Source organism: Aminobacter sp. J41, from assembly GCF_000526635.1.
Taxonomy (GTDB): Bacteria; Pseudomonadota; Alphaproteobacteria; order Rhizobiales; family Rhizobiaceae; genus Aerobium.
Genome location: NZ_JAGL01000021.1, coordinates 40413 through 65342 on the forward strand (window position 1 = coordinate 40413; position 24930 = coordinate 65342).

At 63.5% G+C, this 24930-nt stretch carries 19 protein-coding genes; 13 read left to right on the forward strand and 6 right to left on the reverse strand.

Going from position 1 to position 24930, the window contains the following annotated elements; genetic code table 11:
• Window positions 1-4: 4 nt before the first annotated feature.
• From L630_RS0114435 to pyc, 8 genes are all read left to right on the forward strand, one after another.
• Window positions 5-1006 (forward strand): 4-hydroxyproline epimerase, encoded by a 1002-nt coding sequence (locus L630_RS0114435; protein ID WP_024848955.1) that lies wholly within the window; start codon window positions 5-7, stop codon window positions 1004-1006.
• 316 nt (window positions 1007-1322) lie between these two features.
• Window positions 1323-2252 (forward strand): branched-chain amino acid ABC transporter permease, encoded by a 930-nt coding sequence (locus L630_RS0114440; RefSeq protein ID WP_024848956.1) that lies wholly within the window; start codon window positions 1323-1325, stop codon window positions 2250-2252.
• A gap of 3 nt (window positions 2253-2255) precedes the next feature.
• On the forward strand, window positions 2256-3614 hold the full coding sequence (livM, locus tag L630_RS0114445; RefSeq protein ID WP_024848957.1) for a high-affinity branched-chain amino acid ABC transporter permease LivM: 1359 nt from the start codon (window positions 2256-2258) through the stop codon (window positions 3612-3614).
• Window positions 3614-4939, forward strand: a complete 1326-nt coding sequence (locus L630_RS0114450) for an ATP-binding cassette domain-containing protein (protein WP_024848958.1) — start codon at window positions 3614-3616, stop codon at window positions 4937-4939. The genes livM and L630_RS0114450 overlap by 1 nt, the downstream gene beginning before the upstream one ends.
• The gene (locus L630_RS0114455) at window positions 4936-5673 is read left to right on the forward strand and encodes an ABC transporter ATP-binding protein (protein WP_024848959.1); all 738 of its coding nucleotides are present in this window, start codon (window positions 4936-4938) and stop codon (window positions 5671-5673) included. The genes L630_RS0114450 and L630_RS0114455 overlap by 4 nt, the downstream gene beginning before the upstream one ends.
• A gap of 10 nt (window positions 5674-5683) precedes the next feature.
• Window positions 5684-6046 carry a DUF6867 family protein gene (locus L630_RS0114460; RefSeq protein WP_024848960.1) on the forward strand — a complete coding sequence of 121 codons (363 nt, stop codon included), beginning with the start codon at window positions 5684-5686 and terminating at the stop codon, window positions 6044-6046.
• A gap of 183 nt (window positions 6047-6229) precedes the next feature.
• Window positions 6230-7330, forward strand: a complete 1101-nt coding sequence (locus tag L630_RS0114465; RefSeq protein WP_024848961.1) for a branched-chain amino acid ABC transporter substrate-binding protein — start codon at window positions 6230-6232, stop codon at window positions 7328-7330.
• Window positions 7331-7462: 132 nt separating this feature from the next.
• Complete coding sequence (pyc, locus tag L630_RS0114470) at window positions 7463-10921, forward strand: pyruvate carboxylase (protein WP_024848962.1); 3459 nt, start codon at window positions 7463-7465, stop codon at window positions 10919-10921.
• A 3-nt stretch (window positions 10922-10924) separates the two neighbouring features.
• On the opposite strand, the gene L630_RS0114475 is transcribed toward pyc, so the two are convergent.
• Window positions 10925-11569: an SH3 domain-containing protein gene (locus L630_RS0114475; protein ID WP_024848963.1), complete on the reverse strand. Its 645-nt coding sequence runs from the start codon at window positions 11567-11569 to the stop codon at window positions 10925-10927.
• Window positions 11570-11921: 352 nt separating this feature from the next.
• Between L630_RS0114475 and L630_RS0114480 the strand changes: the two genes are divergently transcribed.
• Complete coding sequence (locus L630_RS0114480; RefSeq protein ID WP_245263748.1) at window positions 11922-13040, forward strand: MFS transporter; 1119 nt, start codon at window positions 11922-11924, stop codon at window positions 13038-13040.
• A 59-nt stretch (window positions 13041-13099) separates the two neighbouring features.
• Here L630_RS0114480 and L630_RS22505 read toward each other — a convergent pair whose 3' ends face one another.
• From L630_RS22505 to L630_RS0114495, 3 genes are all read right to left on the reverse strand, one after another.
• Window positions 13100-13258, reverse strand: coding sequence for a DUF3309 family protein (locus L630_RS22505; RefSeq protein ID WP_034330441.1), 159 nt, complete (start codon window positions 13256-13258; stop codon window positions 13100-13102).
• Window positions 13259-13350: 92 nt separating this feature from the next.
• The gene (locus L630_RS0114490; RefSeq protein ID WP_024848965.1) at window positions 13351-16527 is read right to left on the reverse strand and encodes an efflux RND transporter permease subunit; all 3177 of its coding nucleotides are present in this window, start codon (window positions 16525-16527) and stop codon (window positions 13351-13353) included.
• 10 nt (window positions 16528-16537) lie between these two features.
• The gene (locus L630_RS0114495) at window positions 16538-17683 is read right to left on the reverse strand and encodes an efflux RND transporter periplasmic adaptor subunit (RefSeq protein ID WP_024848966.1); all 1146 of its coding nucleotides are present in this window, start codon (window positions 17681-17683) and stop codon (window positions 16538-16540) included.
• Between the two features lie 631 nt (window positions 17684-18314).
• On the opposite strand from L630_RS0114495, the gene ispG reads away from it, so the two are divergent.
• A complete protein-coding gene (gene ispG, locus L630_RS0114505) occupies window positions 18315-19568 on the forward strand; it encodes a flavodoxin-dependent (E)-4-hydroxy-3-methylbut-2-enyl-diphosphate synthase (RefSeq protein WP_024848968.1) in 1254 nt (417 codons plus the stop codon).
• Between the two features lie 9 nt (window positions 19569-19577).
• Here ispG and L630_RS0114510 read toward each other — a convergent pair whose 3' ends face one another.
• Window positions 19578-22061 (reverse strand): response regulator, encoded by a 2484-nt coding sequence (locus L630_RS0114510; protein ID WP_024848969.1) that lies wholly within the window; start codon window positions 22059-22061, stop codon window positions 19578-19580.
• Between the two features lie 103 nt (window positions 22062-22164).
• The gene (locus tag L630_RS0114515) at window positions 22165-23082 is read right to left on the reverse strand and encodes a polyprenyl synthetase family protein (protein WP_024848970.1); all 918 of its coding nucleotides are present in this window, start codon (window positions 23080-23082) and stop codon (window positions 22165-22167) included.
• Between the two features lie 149 nt (window positions 23083-23231).
• Between L630_RS0114515 and mtgA the strand changes: the two genes are divergently transcribed.
• From mtgA to L630_RS0114530, 3 genes are all read left to right on the forward strand, one after another.
• Window positions 23232-23927: a monofunctional biosynthetic peptidoglycan transglycosylase gene (gene mtgA / locus L630_RS0114520; RefSeq protein WP_024848971.1), complete on the forward strand. Its 696-nt coding sequence runs from the start codon at window positions 23232-23234 to the stop codon at window positions 23925-23927.
• 146 nt (window positions 23928-24073) lie between these two features.
• Window positions 24074-24256, forward strand: a complete 183-nt coding sequence (gene rpmF / locus L630_RS0114525; protein ID WP_024848972.1) for a 50S ribosomal protein L32 — start codon at window positions 24074-24076, stop codon at window positions 24254-24256.
• Window positions 24257-24364: 108 nt separating this feature from the next.
• Window positions 24365-24766, forward strand: coding sequence for a hypothetical protein (locus tag L630_RS0114530; RefSeq protein WP_024848973.1), 402 nt, complete (start codon window positions 24365-24367; stop codon window positions 24764-24766).
• The last annotated feature ends 164 nt before the right edge of the window (window positions 24767-24930 follow it).

Consider the following 24930-nt stretch of genomic DNA (forward strand, 5'->3'; position numbering starts at 1 on the left):
CAACATGGCGCGCCACTCCTTCTTCTGCCTTGACGGACACACATGCGGTAATCCGGTTCGGTTGGTAGCAGGAGGAGGCCCGCTGCTGCAGGGCTCCACGATGATGGAGCGGCGCGCCCATTTCCTCGCCGAGTATGACTGGATCCGCAAAGGGCTGATGTTCGAGCCGCGCGGACACGACATGATGTCGGGCTCGATCCTCTATCCGCCGACGCGGCCCGACTGCGACATCGCCATCCTCTTCATCGAAACCTCCGGCTGCCTGCCGATGTGCGGCCACGGCACGATCGGCACCGTGACGATGGCCTTGGAGCATGGGCTCGTCACGCCGAAGGAGCCGGGCAAGCTGCGCCTCGACACGCCGGCCGGCCTCGTGCTGGCTGAGTACAAGCAGGAGGGGCAATATGTGGAGGAGGTGCGCATCACCAACGTGCCGTCCTTCCTCTATGCCGAAGGCCTCGAGGTCGAGTGCCCGGACCTCGGCATGCTCAAGGTCGACGTCGCCTATGGCGGCAATTTCTACGCGATCATCGAGCCGCAGGAGAACTTCCGCGACATGGCCGATTATTCGGCCGGCCAGCTGGTCGCCTGGAGCCCAATCCTGCGCGAGCGGCTGAATGCGGCCTACAAGTTCGAGCACCCCGAAAACCCCGCCATCAACCGGCTGACCCACATTCAGTGGACCGGCAAGGCGCAGACGCCTGAGGGCGACGCACGAAACGCGGTGTTCTACGGTGACAAGGCGATCGACCGTTCACCCTGTGGCACCGGCACCTCGGCGCGCATGGCGCAGCTCCACGCCAAGGGCCGCCTGAAGGTCGGCGACACATTCATGCACGAATCGATCATCGGCTCGATGTTCGCCGGCAAGGTGGAAGCCGAAACCGCCGTCGGCGGGCGCAAGGCGATCATTCCTTCGATCGGCGGCTGGGCGCGAATGACCGGCATCAACACCATTTTCATCGACGACCGCGACCCGTTCGCGCACGGCTTCACGGTGCTCTGAAAGCACCGCTTCGCACTTCCCTTGCGTCACGGCGCCGCGTCGTTTGATGTCGCACAGAGGACAATGAAACCAGATAATCGTGAGATGTTTTGGTTTCCAATTTCCTTTTGCGAATAACGCCTTAGCAATAGCTGAGGCGCAGGGAGTCAATCATCTTGTCAGTTCCCGACACGTGTGCAGAAACGCGCCGAAAGTGCGTGTTTTTTTACATGAAGCCGAATTGGGGAGTTGCAATCCGATAGCCGCGTAATAGGACTAAGGAACCAAAGAAAAAGAATGCGCCTCTCGCGGCGACATTCTCGGGGAGCACATACTGATGGAGTATTTTGTCCAGCAGCTTATCAACGGGCTGACGCTCGGCTCGATTTATGGCCTGATCGCGATCGGCTACACGATGGTGTACGGCATCATCGGCATGATCAACTTCGCCCACGGCGACATCTTCATGATCGGCTCGTTCATCGCCCTGACGATGTTCCTGGTGCTGACGTCGGTCCTGGGCTTCACCTTCCTGCCGGTTGTACTTCTGATCGTCTTGATTGTGGCGATGCTGTTTACTTCCGCATGGGGATGGACGGTCGAGCGCCTGGCCTACCGACCCTTGCGCGGCTCGTTCCGCCTCGCGCCGCTGATCACCGCGATCGGCATGTCGATCCTGCTGCAGAATTTCGTGCGCGTCACCCAGGGCGCGCGCGTCAAGCCGTTGCCGCCGCAGATCCAGGGCGGCATCACCCTTTTTGAAGGCAATGCGGAGACGGGCGCGATCGTCGTGCAGCTCTCCTACATGCAGCTGATCATCATCGTGACCACTGTCGTCCTGATGACGATCTTCTCGCTGATCATCGCGAAGACCCCGCTCGGTCGTTCACAGCGTGCCTGCGAGCAGGACCGCCGCATGGCGGCGCTGCTCGGCGTCAATGTCGACCGCACGATCTCGCTGACCTTCCTGATGGGCGCAGCGCTCGCGGCGGTCGCCGGCCTGATGTTCCTGCTTCTCTATGGCGTGATCGACTTCTACATCGGCTTCCTCGCCGGCATCAAAGCCTTCACCGCGGCCGTTCTCGGCGGCATCGGCTCGCTGCCCGGCGCAATGCTCGGCGGCCTGCTGATCGGCCTGATCGAGGTGTTCTGGTCGGGCTACTTCACCGTCGAGTACAAGGACGTCGCGGCGTTCTCTATCCTCGCCATTGTGCTCATCTTCCTGCCGTCAGGTCTCCTCGGCAGGCCGGAAGTGGAGAAGGTCTGAGCCATGGCAACCGCTACAGACAACCGTATTGCGGATTCCGTCCGCGACGCCTTCATCGCCGCGCTTCTGGTTGGGGTGCTGGGTTTCTTCTTCCTGGCGCTTCGCACCGAGATCGCGCCCGGCGGCCTTGCGCTGTCGACGCGCTGGGGGCTCTGGTTCTCGGCCATCGCGATCGTCTTCGTCATTCGCCTGGCGCTGAACCTGTTCCTCTTTAAGGCCAACCGGCCGGTGAGGACGGGTCCAAGCACCTTCGCGAAGATCGGGGCCAGCCTGCCTGACCTCAGCGGCTGGACCGGCACCATTATGCTGGTGGTGGCAATCGCGTTGCCGTTCCTGGTCACGACGTTCCTGCCGGCACAGCAGCGTCAGTTCATCGACCTGATGATCCTGATCCTCACCTATGTGATGCTGGGCTGGGGCCTGAACATCGTGGTGGGCCTTGCCGGCCTGCTCGACCTCGGCTTCGTCGCCTTCTACGCGATCGGCGCCTATTCGTTCGCGTTGCTCGCGCACTACTTCGATTTTTCGTTCTGGATGGCGCTGCCGGTCGCCGGCATTCTTGCCGCGTTCTGGGGCATGATCCTGGGCTTCCCGGTTCTGCGCCTGCGCGGCGACTATCTGGCGATCGTTACGCTCGCCTTTGGTGAGATCATCCGCGTCGTGCTGCTCAACTGGTACGACTTCACCGGCGGCCCGAACGGCATCTCGGGAATTCCGAAGCCGACCTTCTTCGGGCTCGACTTCGGCCGGGGCGAAGGCAATTTTGCCGCCGTCTTCGGCATGCCGTATTCGACGATCCACCGCTTCATCTATCTCTACTTCATCATCCTCCTTCTCGCCGTCATCACCTATTTCGTGACGAACCGCCTGCGCCGGCTACCCATCGGCCGTGCTTGGGAGGCGCTGCGCGAGGATGAGATCGCCTGCCGCTCGCTCGGCATCAACACCACCAACACCAAGCTGACGGCATTCGCCATCGGCGCGATGTTTGGCGGCTTTGCCGGTGCGTTCTTCGCCACCCGTCAGGGCTTCGTATCGCCCGAGAGCTTCACCTTCATCGAGTCAGCGATCATCCTCGCCATCGTGGTGCTGGGCGGGCTCGGCTCGCAGTTCGGCGTCGTCGTGGCGTCGACCGTGATGATCGGCGGCATGGAGATCCTGCGAAATCTCGGCTTCCTGAAGGGCGCCTTCGGGCCTGACTTTGACCCGGTTCAGTACCGCATGCTGATCTTTGGCCTGGCCATGGTGCTGATCATGGTCTGGAAGCCGCGCGGTCTGGTCACGACCCGCGAACCTACCGCCGTCCTCAAAGAGAAGAAGAAGATCGGAGCCGATCTGGTTGCACAGGGCGAGGGGCACTGATGAGCGTAATCTCGCAAGACATCACGAACGGCGAACTCGCCAACTGGGACAGGGATCCGGTGCTCAGCGTCGAGCATCTCACCATGCGGTTCGGCGGCCTCGTCGCCATCGACGACCTTTCCTTCAATGTCGGCCGCGGTGACATCACCGCGCTGATCGGGCCGAATGGCGCAGGCAAGACCACCGTCTTCAACTGCGTCACCGGCTTCTACAAGCCGACCGAGGGGCGCATCGTCATGCGGCACGGACCCGGACGCCAGCAGGAGGCGGTCGACGCCGTCACTGCCGGTGACGGAGCCTGGGCGCGCAGCGCGGAGGGGGCCGTGTTCCTGCTCGAGCGCATGCCGGACTTCGAAATCTCCCGGCATGCCAAGGTGGCGCGTACCTTCCAGAACATCCGCTTGTTCGGCGGCATGACGCTGCTCGAAAACCTGCTGGTTGCCCAGCACAACAAGCTAATGGCCGCATCCGGTTTCACGGTGGGCGGCATCTTCGGCATCCCCCGCTTCCGGCGCGAGGAGAAGGAAGCGGTCGAGAAGGCCGTCTACTGGCTGGAGCGCACCAAGCTGATCGACCGCGCCGACGATCCGGCCGGCGACCTGCCCTATGGCGACCAGCGCCGTCTCGAAATCGCCCGCGCGATGTGTACCGAGCCGCACCTGCTCTGTCTCGACGAGCCCGCGGCGGGCCTCAATCCGCGTGAATCGGCGGAACTCAACGAACTGCTGCAGTTCATCCGCCGCGAGCACAACACGTCGATCCTGCTCATCGAGCACGACATGGGCGTGGTGATGGAAATCTCGGACCACGTCATCGTGCTCGACTATGGCGTGAAGATTTCGGACGGCAGCGCCGAGTTCGTCCGCACCGATCCGCGCGTCATCGCCGCCTATCTCGGCGTCGAGGACGAGGAGATCGAGGACAAGCCGGAGATCGCCTCGCTTGTGGTCGAGGCACTGGGCGAGGAAGCGGCGGAAGAGGCCGGCATCGACGTTCCCACGGATGTAACCCCGGAAGACGTCGCGGCACTTGCCGAAACCGCGTCGCCCGAACAGGCCGCGCATCCCGGCAGGCGTCCCGGCGGCATTGAAGGGCCGCGAGAAGGCGGCTCCGACAAGCTGACCATCATCCAGGGCATTGGACCGGTCAACGAACGCAAGCTCAACGAACTCGGCATCTGGCACTTCGACCAGATCGCTGCTTGGACGCCGGAGGAAATCGAATGGGTAGGGTCCTACCTTGCCTTCCCCGGCCGGATCGAGCGGGAGAACTGGGTCGGACAGGCTCAGGAACTTGCACGTAAGAAGTCGGGGGCGGGCGAATGAACGCGCAACAGGAACAACCGCTCCTGAGTGTGAGGGGCGTGGAGACTTACTATGGCAAGATCGTCGCCCTGCGCGGCGTCGATCTCGACGTGATGAAGGGCGAGATCGTCACGATGATCGGCGCGAACGGCGCCGGCAAGTCGACGCTGATGATGACGATCTGCGGCGACCCGCGCGCCCGCACTGGCCAGATTATCTATGACGGCACCGACATCACCGGCATGCCGACGCACGAGATCATGCGGCTCGGCATCGCCCAGTCTCCGGAAGGCCGCCGCATCTTTCCGCGCATGACGGTGCTGGAAAACCTGCAGATGGGCGCGCAGCTGGTCGACCCGAAGTATTTCGACGACGACATCAAGCGCGTCTATGACCTCTTCCCGCGCCTCAAGGAGCGCGCGATGCAGCGCGGAGGCACCCTGTCGGGCGGCGAACAGCAGATGCTGGCGATCGCCCGCGCGCTGATGAGCCGGCCGAAGCTGCTTCTGCTCGACGAGCCGTCGCTGGGCCTGGCGCCACTGATCGTCAAGCAGATTTTCGAGGTCATCAAGGAACTCAACCGCAACGAGGGCCTGACGGTGTTTCTCGTCGAGCAGAACGCGTTCCACGCGCTCAAGCTCGCGCACCGCGGCTATGTGATGGTCAACGGCAAGATCACCATGAGCGGCACCGGCGCCGAACTCCTGAAACGCGAAGAGGTGCGCGCGGCCTACCTCGAAGGCGGAAGGCACTGAGGAGCGCGACATGGAAACAGTCGAACATCAGAACTCGCTGATCTGGGAAGTCACTTTCTGGGAATTCGCGCTCGTCACCGTCATCCTGGCGGGCGGCGCGGCGTTCCTCACCGGACGGGCGATGGGCCGGACCTGGCAGAGCGACAAGGTGCTGGTCATCTACATGATCCTGCTGGCGGCGGCGACGCGGTTCATCCACTTCGCGCTGTTCCGCGGAACGCTCCTTTCGCTCCATTACTACATTGTCGACCTGATCGTGCTGCTCGTCATCGCCTTCATCGGCAAGCGGATGATGCGGGCACGCCAGATGGGCCGCCAGTACAGCTTCATCTACGAACGGTCTGGTCCGTTCGGATGGCGGCGAAAGGCCTGAAAGCTAAAGGCGGCCGCTCTACTTCGGCCGCTTCATGAAAATCGGCTAAAACTTCTTCCCTAAGGGACAGAATTGAGATTTGATGCCGATCAAGCGGGGTGAAACCCGCGCTTTGCGGCAACCGGAACAGCAACACCGTCCGGAACCGCTACGGGAACATCAGGGTGTTTAAAGGGAGTAGTCATGAAGAAACTTCTTCTTGCAGGTGCAGCGCTGGGCCTTCTGATGTCCGGCTCCGCATGGGCAGATATCAAGATCGGCACGGCTGGTCCGATGACCGGTCAGTATGCGACCTTCGGTGCCCAGATGAAGGCCGGTGCTGAACTGGCGGTCGAGCACATCAACGCCGCTGGCGGTGTGCTCGGCGAGAAGCTGGTCCTGGAGATCGGCGATGATGCCTGCGACCCGCGCCAGGCGGTGAACGTCGCCAACCAGATGGCCGGTAACGGCGTGGTCTTCATGGCTGGTCACTTCTGCTCCGGCTCGTCCATTCCGGCATCGCAGGTTTATGCCGAGGAAGGCATCATCCAGATCTCGCCGGGATCGACCAACCCGACCTTCACCGATGAGCGTCCGGGCGACGGCATCTTCCGCATGTGCGGCCGCGACGACCAGCAGGGTGAAGTGGCGGGCAAGTACCTGCTCGACAAGTTCCCCGACAAGAAGGTCGCCTTCATCCACGACAAGACCGCGTACGGTCAGGGTCTCGCTGACGCGACCAAGGCTGTCTACGAGGCCAACGGCGGCAAGCCGGCCCTCTACGAAGCCTACACCGCCGGTGAAAAGGACTACACCGCGCTGGTCTCTAAGCTGAAGTCGGAAGGCGTCGGCGTTCTCTATGTCGGCGGTTACCACACCGAGGCCGGCCTGATCCTGCGCCAGATGCGCGAGCAGGGCATGGACACCATCCTCGTCTCGGGTGACGCGCTCGTGACCGACGAATACTGGGCAATCACCGGCGACGCGGGCGAAGGCACGCTGATGACTTTCTCGCCGGATCCGCGCAAGAACCCGGATGCGACGGACATCGTCGAGCAGTTCCGCGCCAAGGGCATTGAGCCGGAAGGCTACGTCCTCTACACCTACGCTGCCGTTCAGGCATGGGCGCAGGCAGCCGAGAAGGCTGGTTCGATCGACTTCGAGCCGGTGGTCGAGAAGCTCCATTCCGAGACCTTCAAGACCGTGCTGGGCGACTCCTCCTTCGACGACAAGGGCGACAGCCGCCTGCCGGGCTACGTCTTCTACGAGTGGAAGGGCGGCAAGTACGACTACGTAAGCGAATAATTCTGCTCTCATAGGCAGAAATGATGCCCGGCCCATGCGGCCGGGCATTTTATTTGGCACCTGCGCAACAACTATTGCGATGCAGCATTTTCGGACTAATCTCGGCCGGTCGACTTTGCCGGAGTGAAGTTCTTGAAGATCCGCAAGCTGCTTGTTGCCAATCGTTCCGAGATTGCCATCCGCGTCTTCCGCGCAGCCAATGAGCTGGGCATCAAGACGGTCGCCATCTGGGCCGAAGAAGACAAATATGCGCTCCACCGGTTCAAGGCAGACGAGAGCTATCCGATCGGCCGCGGCCCGCATCTGAAGAAGGATCTCGGCCCGATCGAGAGCTACCTGTCGATCGACGAGGTGATCCGCGTCGCCAAGCTTTCCGGTGCGGACGCCATCCATCCTGGCTACGGCCTCTTGTCCGAAAGCCCCGAATTCGCCGACGCCTGCGCCGAGGCCGGCATTGTTTTCATTGGTCCGAAGCCAGAGACGATGCGGCGGCTGGGCAACAAGGTGGCCGCGCGCAACCTCGCGATCGAGATTGGCGTGCCGGTGGTTCCGGCAACCTACCCGCTGCCCGACGACATGGACGAGGTCGCGAAGCTTGCCGCCGAGATCGGCTATCCGCTGATGCTGAAGGCGTCGTGGGGCGGTGGCGGGCGCGGCATGCGCGCGATCCGCTCCGAAGCCGACCTTGCCCGCGAGGTGATGGAAGCCAAGCGTGAGGCCAAGGCCGCATTCGGCAAGGACGAGGTCTATCTCGAGAAGCTGGTCGAGCGCGCGCGCCACGTTGAGGTGCAGGTGCTGGGGGACACGCACGGCAATGCCGTGCACCTGTTTGAGCGTGATTGCTCGATCCAGCGCCGCAACCAGAAGGTCGTCGAGCGCGCGCCAGCGCCGTATCTCAACGATGCGCAGCGGCAGGAGCTGTGCGGCTACGCGCTGAAGATCGCCCAGGCCACCAACTATGTCGGCGCCGGCACCGTCGAATTCCTGATGGATGCCGATACCGGCAAGTTCTACTTCATCGAGGTCAACCCGCGCATCCAGGTCGAGCACACCGTCACCGAGGAGGTGACGGGCATCGACATCGTCAAGGCGCAGATCCGCATTCTCGAAGGCGAGGCGATCGGGACGCCGGAATCCGGCGTGCCGGCCCAGGAGGAGATTGGTCTGCATGGCCACGCCCTGCAGTGCCGCATCACCACTGAGGACCCGGAGCAGAATTTTATCCCGGACTATGGCCGCATCACAGCCTATCGTTCGGCGGCAGGCTTCGGCATCCGCCTCGATGGCGGCACCGCCTATACCGGTGCGATCATCACCCGCTACTACGACCCGCTGCTGGTCAAGGTGACGGCATCGGGCGGCACGCCGGATGAAGCGATCGCGCGCATGGACCGTGCGCTGCGCGAGTTCCGCATTCGCGGCGTCGCGACGAACCTCACCTTCCTCGAGGCAATCATCGGCCACCCGAAGTTCCGCGACAATTCCTACACGACGCGGTTCATCGACGAGACTCCAGAGCTGTTCAGCCAGGTCAAGCGGCAAGACCGCGCGACCAAGCTGCTGACCTATCTCGCGGATGTCACCGTCAATGGCCATCCCGAGACGAGGGGCCGTCTGAAGCCGAACAGGGATGCCGCGCGGCCGCGCGTACCTTACATCGAAGCGCCGGTGCCGGAGGGTACCAAGCAGCTGCTCGACCAGCTGGGCCCGAAGAAGTTCGCCGAGTGGATGCGCAACGAAGAGCGTGTTCTCGTCACCGACACGACGATGCGCGACGGCCATCAGTCGCTGCTGGCGACGCGCATGCGCACGTTCGACATCGCCGGGATCGCTGGGGTCTATGCCCGTGCGCTGCCGCAGTTACTCTCGCTCGAATGCTGGGGTGGTGCCACCTTCGACGTGTCGATGCGCTTCCTCACGGAAGATCCGTGGGAGCGCCTGTCGAACGTCCGCGAGGCAGCGCCAAACCTTCTCCTGCAGATGCTGCTGCGCGGCGCGAACGGAGTCGGCTACACCAACTATCCGGATAATGTCGTCCGCTACTTCGTCAGGCAGGCGGCACAGGGCGGCGTCGACCTTTTCCGCGTGTTCGACTGCCTCAACTGGGTCGAGAACATGCGCGTCGCGATGGACGCGGTGATCGAGGAAGGCAAGCTCTGCGAAGCGGCGATCTGCTACACCGGCGACATCCTCGATCCGAACCGTGCCAAGTACGACCTCAACTACTACGTCAATCTGACGAAGGAGCTCGAGGCCGCCGGCGCGCACATCATCGCGGTGAAGGACATGGCGGGCTTGCTGAAGCCTGCGGCCGCGAAGGTGCTGTTCAGGGCACTGCGCGAGGCGACGGATCTTCCGATCCACTTCCACACGCATGACACCTCCGGCATTGCGGCCGCCACCGTGCTGGCCGCTGTGGAGGCAGGTGTCGATGCGGTCGATGCGGCGATGGACGCATTCTCGGGCGGTACCTCGCAGCCCTGCCTTGGCTCGATCGTCGAGGCCCTGAAGGGCGATCCGCGCGACACTGGCCTCGACACCGAGTGGATCCGCCGCATCTCGTTCTACTGGGAAGCGGTGCGCAACCAGTACGCCGCCTTCGAAAGCGACCTGAAGGGGCCGGCCTCTGAAGTCTATCTGCACGAGATGCCGGGTGGCCAGTTCACCAACCTCAAGGAGCAGGCGCGTTCGCTCGGCCTCGAGACGCGCTGGCACGAGGTGGCGCGCGCCTATCACGACGCCAACCTGATGTTCGGCGACATCGTCAAGGTGACGCCGTCGTCGAAGGTGGTCGGCGACATGGCGCTGATGATGGTCTCGCAGGAGCTGACCGTCGAGGACGTACTGAATCCCGCTCGCGACATTGCCTTTCCGGATTCGGTCGTGTCGATGCTGCGCGGTGACCTCGGCCAGTCGCCGGGCGGCTGGCCGGAAGCGCTGCAGAAGAAGGCGCTGAAGGGTGCGCAGCCGATCACGGTGCGTCCGGGCTCGCTGCTCGCCGATGCCGACCTTGAGGCCGAGCGCAAGCAGATCGAGGAAAAGCTCGAGCGCGAATTGAGCGATGCCGAGTTTGCCTCGTTCCTGATGTACCCGAAGGTGTTCACCGACTTTGCCGCCGCGCAGGCCGAGTACGGCCCGGTGAGCGTGCTGCCGACGCCGTCCTACTTCTACGGCATGGCACCGGAGGAAGAGATCTTCGTCGACCTCGAGCGCGGCAAGACGCTGGTCATCCGCTGCCTCGCCATCGGCGAGACCGATGATCAGGGCATGGTGACGGTGTTCTTCGAACTCAACGGCCAGCCCCGCCGCGTCAAGGTGCCAAACCGCAACGCCGGTGCGAGCGCCGCCAAGGTTCGCCGCAAGGCGGAACCCGGCAATGCCGCGCATGTCGGTGCGCCGATGCCGGGCGTCATCTCGACCGTTGCGGTGGCTCAGGGCCAGAGCGTCAAGGCAGGCGACGTGTTGCTGTCCATCGAAGCGATGAAAATGGAAACGGCGCTGCACGCCGAGCGCGATGGCGAGATCGCCGAAGTGCTGGTCAGGACCGGCGAGCAGATCGACGCCAAGGACCTGCTGATCGTCTATGCCTGACGATCAGCGATAGTCGACGAAGTTCTTATAGATGTAGCCGGTCTTGCCCTCGTAGCTGACGGCGCACCAGCTCTTGCAGTCGGGCTCCGCCTTGATCTCGGCGTTGGCCGGGACGATGGCGAGAACCTCGGCTTCGTCGCTTGGGCCTGCACGCATATTGACCGACGCCGAGGCGACAGCTGTGCGCAGCGGATCCGCCTCCGCCGGAGCGTTCCCTGACGGCTGGCGCTGTTCACGCGTGCCTTCATTCTGCTGCAACTGCATCTCCTCCAGCCGCTCGATGTCGTCCTCCGTCTCGGCGACCGGCACCGGCGGCACGAATGTGCTTTCGTGCGGCATCGCCTGAAGGATGGAGTTGGTCTGGGCCGGATCGGCGAGTTGCAGCGGCTTGGCGGACTGGATCAGCCGCGCGGCGGTCTCGACCGGCGGCGAAACCTTTGCCGGCTCCGTGGCCTTTACGGGTTCTGCCGGAGCAGCGGCGGGCGCATCAGGAAGGATGGTTGCCGTCGCGGGCGACGCCTCGACGCTTGCTTCGGGTGCGGCGGCTTCCCCGGCAACGTCGCTGCCGTCCGACAGGGCTCCAAACAGGAAGAACAGGGCGACGGCGCCAAAGACCGTCACCGCGAGCGGGGCCGCGGCAGGTGGCAAGTCATCGATGAAAATCTGGGTTCTCTTACGGGGCCGGCCCTCGGATGTGAGTGGGGCGAGGAAAGGTTCGGGCTGCTGGCGTTTGCGCCAAGGTAACTTTTCCACTGGGCTACTCCTTGCGAAGCGATCAGCCGCGCTGCGCAAAACTCTGGACGCGGAATCCATGGAATCTGAATGTGGCCTCGTTTGGTCGCCTTTGTGGCAGTTGATCCGGCTCCCCCGGAAATTGGCCCCTGTGGCCCATTGACCGGCCCCGCGAACGCTTTAGGTTCCGCGCGTCACGCAGGGATTTCACTGAACAATGCAGGATCAAAGACAAGCAGCGCGCCTCGGTCGCTGGGCGGTTGCAGCGATGTTTTTCGCGAACGGTTTTGTCACTGGCAGCTGGGCGCCGCAGGTGCCGGTTCTCCTGTCACGCTTTGACATTGCCGAGACGGTGGTCGGCCTGCTGATCCTGATCTTCGGCATTGGCGCGCTGGTGGCGATGCCGACCTGCGGCTGGCTGATGGGCCGCCATGGTTCGCGCGCGGTCCTGCGCGGGTTTGCGGCGCTGCTGGGGTTGGTGCTGCCAGCCGTGGCACTGGCGCCCAATCTCGTTCTCGTCATCCCGGCGATCTTTGCGCTCGGGGCGATCGTCGGCGGCATGGACGTCGCGATGAACACGCATGCGGTGGAGACCGAGCGCCAGCTGGGCAGGGCAATCATGTCCTCTTCGCACGGCTTCTGGAGCCTCGGCGGCTTTGCCGGAAGCGCCACCGGTGGCCTGCTCATCCAGAACACGGGACACATCATGCAGGCGCTCATCGTCGGCGCGATCGCCTACGTCCTCGTCGCCGGCGCCTGGCTACGGCTCGTCGACGGCGAGATCCGCACAACGTCAGGCAAGCGCGAGCCGTTCTCCTTCCCGAAGGATCCGCTGATTTACTTGGTGGGCATCGTCTCGCTGTTCTGCATGATCCCGGAGGGCTCGGTGCTCGAATGGGGCGCGCTGCATCTCCAGCGTAGCCTTGGCGCGGAGATCGGCCTTGCCGGCTTTGCCTTCGGCGGCTTTGCCGTAACGATGGCGATCATGCGCTTTATCGGCGACGGCATCCGCAACCGCTTCGGCGCGGTGAAGACGCTGCGCGTCTCGGCGCTGATTGCCGGCGTCGGCGTCTTGATGGCTGGCCTTGCGCCCAATCCCTACATGGCGATCGCGGCGTTTGCCTTCGCAGGCATTGGTGTTGCTAACCTTGTGCCAATCGTCTTCTCGGCCGCGGGAAACCATGCAGGCGTTGCTTCGGCGACCGCGGTGAGCGTCGTCACTACCATGGGCTATTCCGGCATGCTGGTGGCGCCGTCCGCCATCGGCTTCATCGGCGAGCATCTCGGCTTCCCGGTTGTCTTCGCCGGCCTGTCGCTGTTCCTGTTCGTCGTCAGCGCGATGGCCCGCATCGTCAAGCGCGCGGACTTCGTGCACTCGCAAGAGTAACCGCCAAAACGGAAGAGGCTGCCCGCAGGCAGCCTCATCACGTTACGCAATAATCAAAGCTATAGCCGTCCCATAAGGACCAGTATCAACACGATGACAAGGACCACGCCGAGGATGCCGGAGGGTCCGTATCCCCATCCGCGCGAGTAGGGCCAGGCCGGAACCGCGCCCAGCAAAATCAGGATGAGGATGATGATAAGAATTGTACCGAGGGTCATCTCGTCGCCCTTTCATGACCAATCACGCATCAACAATGTGATCTTCACGATATTGTTCCCGAACGAGTTTTTCGGGCGGCGCTGGCGGCGGATTACTCCGCCGCCCGGCTGTAGGCAGGAGTGGCGCCGACAGGTTCGTCATTCGAGGCCTTGTCGCCGCCGGCGCTGCGGCGCCGCCAGAAGAACAGGCGTCCGAGCAGGCTGCGGTTTTCCTCGCCCTCACGTGGCGTCTCGCGGGTAAACACCATCAGCGCCGCCGGGGTTACTATCAGCGTCAGGACCGTCGCGAAGGCGAGGCCGAAGACAATCGCCGAGGAGAGCGAGATCCACCACTGTGTCGACGGCGCGTTGATCGTCGTCTCATGGTGGAAGAGCTCGAGGCCAAGGCCCATCGCGATCGGCAAGACGCCGAGGATCGCCGCCGCCGCCGTCAGCACGACGGGGCGTGCACGCTCGCGGCAGGTCTGCAGCACCGCGTCCATCTTGCTCCAGCCCTCGTGGCGCAGACGGTCGTAGGTGTCGATCAGCACGATGTTGTTGTTCACCACGACACCCGCGAGTGCGATGACGCCGATGCCCGACATGATGATGCCGAAGGCCTGACCGGTGATCAGCAGGCCGAGGAACACGCCGATCGTCGCCATCACCACAGTCATCAGCACCAGGAACACGCTGGTGAACTTGTTGAACTGGGCAAGCAGCACGATGAAGATCAGGAACACGGCCGCGCCGAATGCCCGCGAAAGGAAGGCGCTGGCCTCATCGCTTTCTTCGCTCGAACCGGCGAGCTTCCAGCGTGCGTTGCCGAGGTCCATCTCGCCTACAGCCTTCGCCACTTCCGCCTGCACGGCGGCGACCTGGAAGCCGTTGGCGACATTCGCCTGAACCACGATCGTCCGCTGGCCGTCGATGCGGTTGAGGACGCCCGTGCGCGGCTCCGCCTTACGCGAGACGAAGTTCGAGATCGGCACGGAGCCCTGCGGGGTCTCGACGCGCAGCTGGTCGAGGGTCGAGAGCGTGCGCCGGTCCTCGGGCAGCCGCAGCCGGATATCGACCGCGTCATCCGCGCCGGCCGGGCGGTAGTCGGTCAGTTTGAGGCCCGTGGTGACGAGCTGGACGACTGTGCCGACCGCGATGGGGCTGATGCCGTACTGCGCGGCCTTCGTGCGGTCGACCGTCAGTGCCCAGTCCACACCGGGGGGCGGCAGACCGTCGGCAATGTCGATCACGCCGGGGACCTGTCCGATGCGCGCAGCCACTTGCCGCGCCTTGTCCTCAAGGCCGGCCGGATCCGCCGCGGAGATGCGAAGCTGGATCGGCTTGCCGGTCGGCGGGCCAGCATCCGGGACGCGCACCTCGACGTCGACGCCGGGAATGCCGGCCATCGTAACGCGCAGGTCATCCAGAATCTCGTTGGCAGGCTTGCGCTCACGCCAATCGACGAACTCGTACTGGATCACGCCGACCACGTCTTCGGGGACGTCCTGCCCGCCGCCGCGCGTCTGGCCCACCGTCGTGTAGACGGACTTGATGCCCGGCCAGCCGAGCAGCCGGTCCTCCGCAACGCGGGTCGCCTGGTCCATTTCCGCGAGCGAAAGGTTGCCGCGTGCGTGGACGTACAGCAGGCCATAGTCCGGCTCGACGTTCGGGAAGAACTCGACGCCTGCGCCATAGTGCGAATAGGTGTACATGACGCCGAACAGCAGGGCGACCGCGCCCACCAGCACCGTCTTCGGGTAGCTGACCGCCTTCTTGACGAGCGCCATGTAAGCGCCGTCGCGGCGCTCTTCCTCTGGAATGACGTGCGCGTGAGCGAACTTCGCGCCAATGGTCGGCGTGAAGACCAGCGCGTACAGCATCGAAGCGGCCAGCGTCACGATCAGCGTGATCGGCATGTACATCATGAAGCTGCCGACGATGCCGGGCCAGAACAGCAGCGGCGAGAACGCCGCAATACGCGTCAGCGTCGCGGCCGCGACCGGGCCTGCCATGCGCTTGGCGGCAAGCTCGAACGCCTGCTCGCGCGGCATGCCTTCCGACATGCGCCGCTCGGCGAACTCAACGACGATGATCGCGTCGTCGACCAGCATGCCGACCGCAAGGATGAGGCTGAACAGCACGATCATGTTGATCGTGAAGCCCATCAGTGCCAGCAGCAGGATGCCCATCAGGAACGATGACGGGATCGCCAGGCCAATGATGAGCGAGGACCTTCCCGACAGCGCATAGAGGATCACGATGAAGACGAGGATGACCGCGATCAGCACGTGGTTCTGCAGGTCGCCAAGCAGCTGGATGATGAAGGTGGACTTGTCCTGCGTGTAGGTGACCTGCATCCCCTCGGGCAGGTTCTTCTGGAACTCGTCGGCAAGCGCCTTCACCTGATCGACCGTCTCGACGAGGTTCGAGCCGATGCGCTTCTTCACCTCGATCGCGATCGCAGGTTTGCCGTCGATGCGGCTGATCGTTTCCGCGTCCTTGTGGGTCGAGCGGATGGTGGCGAGGTCCTGCGCGCGCACGATGGCGTTGGGACCGGCAACGACCGGCAGGGTGGCGACGTCTTCGACCGTCTCGATCAGCGCCGGGACCTTGACCGAATAACGGCCTTCAGAGCCTTCGAGTGCGCCGGCGGCGACAAGGCTGTTCGAGGCGCCGACGCCCTGAATGAGCTGGTCAAGCTGGAGTCCATAGGACGAAAGCTTCATCGGGTCGATGACGACCTCGACGAGATCGTCACGGGCGCCCTTGAGCACAGCCTCGAGCACGCCCGGTACTTCCTCGATGCGGTCGCGCAGCTCGCGTGCCGCGGTCGTCAGGGTGCGCTCAGGCACGTCACCCGAAAGCGTGACGACCAGCACGGGGAACTCGGAAATGTTGACCTCGTGCACGGTTGGCTCTTCCGCGCCTTGCGGGATGTCGGGCCGCGCGTCGGAGACCTTGTTGCGCGTGTCGTCGAGCGCCGTCTTCAGGTCCGTCGACGGGTCGAACTCGAGCAGGACGTAGCCCCCGCCTTCATAGGCGGCCGAGCGCATTTCCTTGACGCCCTTGATCGTCTTCAGCTTCGTTTCAATCGGGCGCAGCAGGAGCCGCTCCGAGTCCTCGGGCGAGATGCCCTGATAGATCAGGCTCACATAGATGATCGGAATGGGAACGTCGGGCTCTGCTTCCTTCGGGATCGAGATGTAGGAAAGCGCGCCCGCGATCATCAGGAACACGAGCGTGGTCAGCGTCAGGCGCGCGTTCCGGACCGCAAGTCGTACGATATCCATGACATGCCCCTTAGAGGGTGCCGCCAGCCGCTACTTCGGCCAGCTTCTTGATGGTTTCCGGGTCGGCGTCGACCGGATTGACCGTGTCGCCCTCGGAGATCATCTCCTGCCCCGCCACGATGATGCGCACGTCGTCGGGAATACCGGCGAGGACGAGGCCGTGAGGGGTGTCGTCGACGAGGTCGATCGGGAAGAACACCACCTTGTCGCTGGCGTCGACCGCACGGATGCCGAGGTCGCCGTCGGCGCTGAGCGTGACGACGGAACGCGGCAGGATCGTTGCGGGCACCGGATCGGCACGCAGCGTAATCTCTGCGGTCATGCCCGACGGAACCTTGCCGTCCGGGTTCGGGATCGCGATCTCGACGCGGAAGGTGCGTGTGGTGGTCGTGGCGTCGCGGCTCACATGCCGCAGTTCGCCCTCGACCTGCATGCCATTGACCAAGCGCACTTCGGCCTTGTCACCGGGCTCGACGAAGCCAAGGTCACGCTCCGACACCTCGCCGCGAGCAAGGATCGGATCGAGATTGAGGATCGTTGCCACCGGCGCTCCGACCTGCACCGCGGTCCCGAGCTCGACGTCGATCTTGTCGATCGTGCCGGGGAAGGGGGCGCGCACGATGTTGCGGTTGAGTTCCGCCTCCGCGGCTTCGAGCCCGGAACGGGCAAGCGCAAGTGCGGACATTGCCGTATCGAGCTGCTGCTTGGAGACGCTGCCCTGCTTGTGGAGCTTTTGGGCCGCTTCGGCTTCGGTCTCGCGCTGCTTCAGCGTCTGGCGCGCGGCCTCGACCGCGGCTTCCTTGCCCTCAGCCTCGAGCTTCAGGATGACGTCGCCGCGATTGACGCGATCGCCGAGCTTGACCGGCAGTTCCTCGATAACACCAGCCGTGCGTGCCGCCAGGACCGCGCGCTGGTCGGCGTCGGTATAGCCGGACATGCGGATGGCGCGCGAATGCTCGATACGGATTGGCTTGAGAACGCCGACGGTGCGCAGCGGCGTGGAGACCTGCTGCTCTTCAGCCGGTTTCTTTGCAGCCGCAGCCGGATCCTCACCGGCCGCGCTGCCGACCGAGGAGAATTCCCCGGTGGCAACCCACGCAACAGTACCGATCAGGACGGCAATCGCCGCAACCTTGTGAAACTTTATCCTGGGCATTCGAGATATCCAGCGCACGCTTCTCGTTCAGGCCCCACGCCGAGCGAGTGATATGGAGGTCACGGGGGCCGCGTTCAATAGATCTCAGGTTCTGACCTTATGAGCGCGTGACCTTTACAGTAGTAATCATCCTCGAAATAGTCAGAAAAACTGAAGTGATCATCAATGCGGTGGCAGTAATGGCTCATAACTGTTAACAGAACAACGGTTTCGCCCACGAGACTCGCCTTCGCGGGAGGGATGGCTTGTTCCTGAAACACGATGCGCGCGAGAGCAGGCCACGACGATCCCATCGCCGACTTCAGGGCTGCTCCGCGTAGCCAATCGCTACATGCCCTAGCGTGATGCGCAACCCTTCATCCTGAAGGCTGGTGACAGGGTTTGTCAGGAGGAGTTGCCGTAACGTCAGTTCTTCTGTCAGCTTGTACGGAATTTCCGCCGGACACTGGCAATTGCGACCTATGCGCGTTCTCGCAGCGGCGACACCGCGAAATGGTCACGATCCTCATGTTGAGGGATACGGGCGGCGACCACTTGCCTCGCGACTTTGTCATGTGCGCGCGCGCGGTTTGTGCTAGAAGGCCGCAAATCCCCATTCCGCCGCTGACAGGCGAAAACGAGTTTGACCGCGATGTTTGAATTCCTCGACCGTCCGCTGGAGCGCCGCATCACAGTTGGCGTGAAGGTTGGCGACGTGATGGTAGGCGGTGGCGCACCGGTCGTCGTCCAATCCATGACCAACACGGATACTGCCGACGTCGATTCCACCGTTGCCCAGGTGGCGGCGCTGCATCGGGCAGGTTCCGAAATTGTCCGCATCACCGTCGACCGCGATGAATCGGCTGCCGCGGTGCCGCACATTCGCGACCGTCTGGCCCGGCTCGGCATCAACGTGCCGCTGGTCGGCGACTTTCACTATATCGGCCACAAGCTGCTTGCGGACCATCCGGCCTGCGCCGAGGCGCTGGCGAAGTATCGCATCAACCCGGGCAATGTCGGCTTCAAGGACAAGAAGGACAAGCAGTTCGGCGCGATCGTCGAGACGGCTATCCGCCACGACAAGCCGGTGCGCATCGGCGTCAACTGGGGCTCGCTCGACCAGGAGCTGCTGACGCGGCTGATGGACGAGAACCAGAAGAACGGATCGCCCATGACCGCGCAGGAAGTCATGCGCGAGGCGATCGTGCAGTCGGCGCTGATCTCGGCCGAGATGGCCGAGGAGATCGGCCTGCCGCGCGATAAGATCATCCTGTCGGCCAAGGTCAGCCAGGTGCAGGACTTGATCGCGGTTTATGTCGAGCTGGCCAAGCGCTCGAACCACGCGCTGCATCTGGGTCTCACTGAAGCCGGTATGGGTTCGAAGGGCATCGTCGCCTCGTCGGCCGCGATGGGCATTCTGCTCCAGCAGGGCATCGGCGACACGATCCGCATTTCGCTGACGCCGGAGCCCGGCGGCGACCGCACCCGTGAGGTGCAGGTGGCGCAGGAACTGCTGCAGACAATGGGCTTCCGCCAGTTCGTGCCGATCGTTGCCGCTTGCCCCGGCTGCGGCCGCACCACCTCGACCGTATTCCAGGAACTTGCCGCGACGATCCAGGAAGACATTCGCCGCAACATGCCGGAGTGGCGTAAGAAGTATCCGGGCGTCGAGGACCTGAAGGTCGCGGTGATGGGCTGCATCGTCAACGGCCCGGGCGAGTCGAAGCATGCCGACATCGGTATTTCGCTGCCGGGAACGGGCGAGACGCCGACGGCACCCGTGTTCATCGACGGCCAGAAGGCCGCGACGCTGCGCGGCCCGAACATCGCCGAGGATTTCCAGAAGATGGTCGCCGATTATATCGAGCGCCGCTTTGGTATCGGCAGCCAACGCGCCGCCGAATAGGCCTGCGCGTCAGGCGCTGAGCGCCACCGGCGCGCGAGGACGATCCAGCCAGGCGTCGAGCTTGTCAGCGAGCTTGTCCGGTGAGATCGGCTTGGACAGGTAGCCGTCCATGCCGGCCTCGATGCACTTCTCGCGGTCCCCCTTGAGCGCGTGGGCGGTAACACCCACGATCGGGGTGTGGATACCGAGGCTGCGCTCCATGCGGCGGATCGCGGCGGTGGCCTCAAGGCCATTCATCTCCGGCATCGACACGTCCATCAGGATCAGCTTCGGTTTGAGCTCCGAGTGGAGCTCGACCGCCTCGCGTCCGTTCTGCGCGATGCGGTAGCTGAGGCCGAGCCCGTTGAGGATCTGGGAGAAGACCAGTTGGTTCACCTCGTTGTCCTCGGCAACGAGGATGTCGACGTGGCCGGGATGATCGGCGACCTTATCTTCCGGCGCTTCCGTCGCTGCGGCACGGGGCAGCGGGATCACTTCCGTGTTGCCCGCGTCGGTCTGGCGTGACGCCTGCATCACATGGACCAGCGTTTCCAGCAGCACCGCCGAGCGGACAGGCTTCGGCAGGTGAGCTGTAATGCCGGTTTCTGCCGTGATACGTCCCGCTGCCTGGTCGACCGAAGTCAGCAACACGATCGGGATATGGCGGAGTGCCGGGTTGGCGACGATGCGTTTCGCCACCTCGACGCCGTTCATGCCCGGCATCTGGTAATCGAGAACGATGCAGTCGACATGCGCACCAAGCTCGATGCAGCGATCGAGGAAGGCAAGGGCGATGTCGCCGTCCTCTGCGGCGGCGCAGTCGAAGTTCCAGCCGCGCAGCTGTTCGAGCAGGATGTCGCGATTGATCTTGTTGTCGTCGACGATAAGGACGCGCGCGCCGGAAACGTCGACCGGGACAGGTTTCGGGCGACGGACGTCCTCGTGAACGGGCAGCGGCAGCATGACCCAGAACACCGACCCCTTGCCGAGTTCGCTCTCGACGCCGATCTTGCCGCCCATCAGCTCGACGAGACGCGAGGCTATCGCAAGACCAAGGCCAGTGCCCTCATGGCGGCGGGTCGATGAGGAGTCGACCTGACTGAACTTCTCGAAGATCCGCTGCTGCATGTTTTCGGGAATGCCGATGCCGGTATCCTCGACGCGGATGGTGATGCTGGCCACATCCTTCTTCACCTCGCCGCTGACGTCGACGAGGACGTAGCCCTTCTCTGTGAACTTGACGCCGTTGCCGACGAGATTGGTGACGATCTGGCGGATGCGGCCGACGTCGCCCACGACGCAGGCCGGCAGCGCCGGATCGATGCGGACGATCAGTTCGAGATCCTTCTCGGCGACCTGGCTCGAAACGAGCGTCGCCACATCCTCAATTGCCTCGGCGAGGCGGAACGGTGCGGGGTCGAGCGTCAGCTGGCCTGCGTCGATCTTCGAGAAGTCGAGGATGTCGTTGATGATCGTCAGCAGCGCGCTGCCCGACTTGAGAATGACATCGGCAAAGGTGCGCTGACGGGTGTCCAAATTGGTTCGGATCAGGAGCTCCGCCATTCCGAGGACGCCGTTCATCGGCGTGCGGATCTCATGGCTCATGTTGGCAAGGAACTCGGACTTGGCGCGGTCGGCGGACTCCGCCTTCACCCACGCGGCCTCGAGCGACTTGTTGGCGGCCTCGAGCTCTTCCTGGGCCTTCGCGATGTTGCGCATCATAGGCACGAACACCCAGCTCGATGTAAGCACGGCGATCAAGAGGATGATGCCGGCGACGAGCAGGAGCATGCGGGGTAAGCTGTCGTAGCTGTCGATCATATCGCCGCGCAGCTCGGTCATCGTCGCCTTGAGGTTGATGTTGACGCGATCGCGCGCGAGCTTCTGCAGCTGGCTGAAGACGCGCTGTGCTGCCGGCGACGAATAGTCCGTGAAGATGTCGAGACGCCGCGCGAGCGAGATTACCTCACGCATGTCCTTTTCGAGCGACGGACGCGTCTCGTCGCCCTCCCAAATGTGCAGGAAGGCGGGGGACATCTGCAGCCCGCGAATGTCGCTCAGGATCGGATCAGGCGAGTCGAAAACGTGTTCCGTAGGCGTCGAACCCTGCTCCTCCGCCGCGATGCGGCGACCTTCCTCGGTCTGCACGTCGCCGCGCACGGCGGTCGAAAAGGCGCGGTAGAGGCTGTCGAGGCGCTCGACAACGCGACCGAGTTCCCGTCGCGCCTCGACGGCCGCGGGATTGTCCTCCAGCGTGCGCCCCGAGGCGCCTGCGGTGCGGGCGGCCTGCAGTTGCTGCTTCAGGCGCAACTGGTCGAGCGCCAGCGCCTGGTAGATGACGTCGCTGGTTGCCTCGCTCATGGCAACGAGGACGGCCGCGAACTTGATGTTGGTGCGCGCGTTGGACGAATGCCAGTTGACGAAGAACGCGCCAATGCTGACGGCAAGCAAAAACCCCGTCATGATGAAGATCAGACGGCCGCGCATATAGGAGCGCGTGACAGCGATGGACATCGACCCCGCCATAAAAATCCCCAGTTCAGCGGGGAAGAATGGCGAAGTTCCCTTAAAGTGCTGTTAATTCAGGGGAATGTTGGCGCTTGCTTGAAGGCGGGCGTCACGACGAGCGATAGGCAACGAATTCTGCCGCGCGCCGCAGCATCGTGGCGCGCTCACCGAAGGGCGCGAGAAATTCGCTTGCCTGCTCGACGAGGCCCTTGAGCTGCTTCCTCGTCCACTCGATCCCGTGCAGCGAAACCAGCGTGCCCTTGCCCGCGGTGGCGTCCTTGCCGGCCGCCTTGCCAAGGGTGCCGACGTCGGACGTTGCGTCGAGAAGGTCGTCGGCAAGCTGGAAGGCAAGGCCGATCGCAGAGCCGAACTCCCCAAGCCGCTCGCGCTCCTCCGGGGTGGCGTGGCCGATGAGAGCGCCGGCTTCGCAGGCGTAGCGGATCAGCGCGCCGGTCTTCATCGCCTGCAGGGTGACGATCCCCGCCTCATCCAGCTTCACCTTCTCCGCAGCAAGGTCGAGCGCCTGGCCGCCGGCCATGCCACCCATGCCGGAAGCGCGGGCAAGGCCCTGGACGAGGGAGAGTCGGGTCGCAGCCGGAAGCTCGGTCGCGTCGTCGGCGATAATGTCGAATGCGTAGGTCAGCAGGCTGTCCCCGGCGAGAATCGCGGTCGCCTCGTCGAAGGCGCGGTGGACCGTCGGCTGGCCGCGGCGCAGGTCGTCATTATCCATCGCCGGCAGGTCGTCGTGGATCAGGGAATAGCAGTGGATGCATTCGAGCGCGGCTGCCACCCGCAGGGCCGCTTCGCCATCCGCCGAAAACAGCGCGGCGCTCTCGATGACCAGAAAGGGGCGCAGCCGCTTGCCGCCATTGAGCACGCCGTGGCGGATGGCGCGCAGCAGATTTTCGGGGCGGTTGATCTCGCCGTCCAGAAGGTGAGGGCCGAGGAGCTGGTCGAGCGCAGCCTCGACGCTGGCGGCGTGCCGCGCGAGAGCCACTTCAAATTCGGGGATGGGCGTGTCGTTCATGCGCGGAGCGATGGCCCTAAAATGCGGCCGGGTCAAGCGGTGCGGCGTTGCGCTGAGGGGTATGCGTCTGTATTCCAGAAGCCAGTCATGCAAGAGGAGTTAGGGTGGCTCAAGGGACGGGCGAGCCGGGAATCGGCAAGCTGTCAGGGATGAAGCGGTCGCGAAAGCCCCGCAAGCGCAGCTGGATTCGCCGGCTCCTGCTGATCCTGATCGTGATCGGTGCAATTCCGGTGGCGCTCACCATCTTCTACCTGCCGCCTTTCATCCATCCGGTCTCGACACTGATGGCGAAGGATCTGGTGACACTGCGCGGCTTCACCCGCGAGTGGAAGCCGCTGAGCGAGATCAGCCCGCGCCTCGTCAATTCGGTCATGATGTCGGAGGACGGGCAGTTCTGCGCGCATCACGGCATCGATCTCGGCGAGTTCAGGGCCGTGCTGCAGGATTTCCTGGAGGGCGAGCCGTCGCGCGGCGGTTCGACCATCACCATGCAGACGGCCAAGAACCTCTATCTCTGGCACGGCCGCTCCTATGTGCGAAAGGCGATCGAGCTGCCTTATGCGGTCTTCCTGGACGCCATCATGCCGAAGCGGCGGATCATGGAGATCTATCTCAACATCGTCGAATGGGGCCCAGGCATCTATGGCGCGGAAGCAGCCGCGCAGCACCATTTCGGCAAGTCGGCAAGCAATTTGACGGCGCGCGAGGCAGCACTGCTGGCAGTGACCCTGCCGAACCCGATCGCTCGCACGCCTGGCAAGCCGACCGCGGCGCTCAACCGGCTCGCATCGCGCATCGAACGGCGTGCGCGGCAGGCCGGCGGCTACAACCACTGCGTCCGATAGCTGCGGATCGCAAAAATTTGCGACGTGGTCTGGTCAAATGCGCGTCAGCGGTGTATAGGCACGCGACTTTCCTGGTCATCGGCCGAACTGCGGGCCCTTCAACGAGGGTGGCTAAGGCATGTTGACCGAAAACCGGAGCAGGATCCATGGCCGTACCTAAAAGAAAGACCTCGCCGTCGAAGCGCGGCATGCGCCGCTCAGCCGACGCGCTGAAGGCACCGACCTACGTCGAGGACAAGAATTCGGGCGAGCTTCGCCGTCCGCACCACATCGACCTGAAGACCGGCATGTACCGCGGTCGCCAGGTTCTGGAGCCGAAGGAAAGCTAAGGCTTTCCGCGGACATTCCGTATTGAGGAGAAGGCCGGCGCTTGCGTCGGCTTTTTCTTTGCGTGCATGATCGCGGCCCTTTGACCGAGCTTGACTCTGGAGACCCGAATGCTGTTTCAAATCCCCCTGATGATCGTCCCGTTCATTGTCTACAATCTGGGACTCATCGGCGTGTTCGGCGACATTCCGGATCCCTGGAAGTCAGAAGTCTTTTCGCTCGGCATGCTGTCAGGCGGGGTCTGGTCGATGACGCTGGCCGACATGCTGGTGCTGCTGGCGCTGCTTTTGCTGTTCGTCGAGATCGTGAAGGCAACGCGTACCTCGAACGCCTCGGTGCTCGATCACCTGCTGTCGACCTTCGTGTTCATCGCCTTCTTGGTCGAGTTCCTGCTGGTGCAACGCGCGACGTCGTCGCTGTTCTTCATCCTGATGACGATCGCCTTCGTTGACGTGCTGGCGGGCTTCGTCGTCTCGTTGCGCGCCTCCTCACGCGACATCAATCTCCGCTAGTCAGAAAAAGAAAGAGCCCGGAACCCGGGCTCAGACTGCTGACAAAGTTCCGCGAGCCTTCAAATCAGACTTGTTGATTCCGATCCGTTCTCACTTTGAATCTGAGACGTTCCGTGAATCTCGGTCTCCGGAAAGGTGCGTCGAGGGTTTGTCAACAAACTGAG

Bases quoted from the DNA above. Each gene is read 5' to 3' on its own strand.
- L630_RS0114515 (WP_024848970.1), bottom strand. From the start codon at position 23,082: ATGAACGACACGCCCATCCCCGAATTTGAAGTGGCTCTCGCGCGGCAC.
- L630_RS0114450 (WP_024848958.1), top strand. From the start codon at position 3,614: ATGAGCGTAATCTCGCAAGACATCACGAACGGCGAACTCGCCAACTGG.
- L630_RS0114530 (WP_024848973.1), top strand. From the start codon at position 24,365: ATGCTGTTTCAAATCCCCCTGATGATCGTCCCGTTCATTGTCTACAAT.
- L630_RS0114440 (WP_024848956.1), top strand. From the start codon at position 1,323: ATGGAGTATTTTGTCCAGCAGCTTATCAACGGGCTGACGCTCGGCTCG.
- livM (WP_024848957.1), top strand. From the start codon at position 2,256: ATGGCAACCGCTACAGACAACCGTATTGCGGATTCCGTCCGCGACGCC.
- L630_RS0114480 (WP_245263748.1), top strand. From the start codon at position 11,922: ATGTTTTTCGCGAACGGTTTTGTCACTGGCAGCTGGGCGCCGCAGGTG.
- L630_RS0114455 (WP_024848959.1), top strand. From the start codon at position 4,936: ATGAACGCGCAACAGGAACAACCGCTCCTGAGTGTGAGGGGCGTGGAG.
- L630_RS0114510 (WP_024848969.1), bottom strand. From the start codon at position 22,061: ATGTCCATCGCTGTCACGCGCTCCTATATGCGCGGCCGTCTGATCTTC.
- mtgA (WP_024848971.1), top strand. From the start codon at position 23,232: ATGAAGCGGTCGCGAAAGCCCCGCAAGCGCAGCTGGATTCGCCGGCTC.
- rpmF (WP_024848972.1), top strand. From the start codon at position 24,074: ATGGCCGTACCTAAAAGAAAGACCTCGCCGTCGAAGCGCGGCATGCGC.
- L630_RS0114465 (WP_024848961.1), top strand. From the start codon at position 6,230: ATGAAGAAACTTCTTCTTGCAGGTGCAGCGCTGGGCCTTCTGATGTCC.
- L630_RS0114435 (WP_024848955.1), top strand. From the start codon at position 5: ATGGCGCGCCACTCCTTCTTCTGCCTTGACGGACACACATGCGGTAAT.
- L630_RS0114460 (WP_024848960.1), top strand. From the start codon at position 5,684: ATGGAAACAGTCGAACATCAGAACTCGCTGATCTGGGAAGTCACTTTC.
- L630_RS0114495 (WP_024848966.1), bottom strand. From the start codon at position 17,683: ATGCCCAGGATAAAGTTTCACAAGGTTGCGGCGATTGCCGTCCTGATC.
- ispG (WP_024848968.1), top strand. From the start codon at position 18,315: ATGTTTGAATTCCTCGACCGTCCGCTGGAGCGCCGCATCACAGTTGGC.
- L630_RS0114490 (WP_024848965.1), bottom strand. From the start codon at position 16,527: ATGGATATCGTACGACTTGCGGTCCGGAACGCGCGCCTGACGCTGACC.
- L630_RS22505 (WP_034330441.1), bottom strand. From the start codon at position 13,258: ATGACCCTCGGTACAATTCTTATCATCATCCTCATCCTGATTTTGCTG.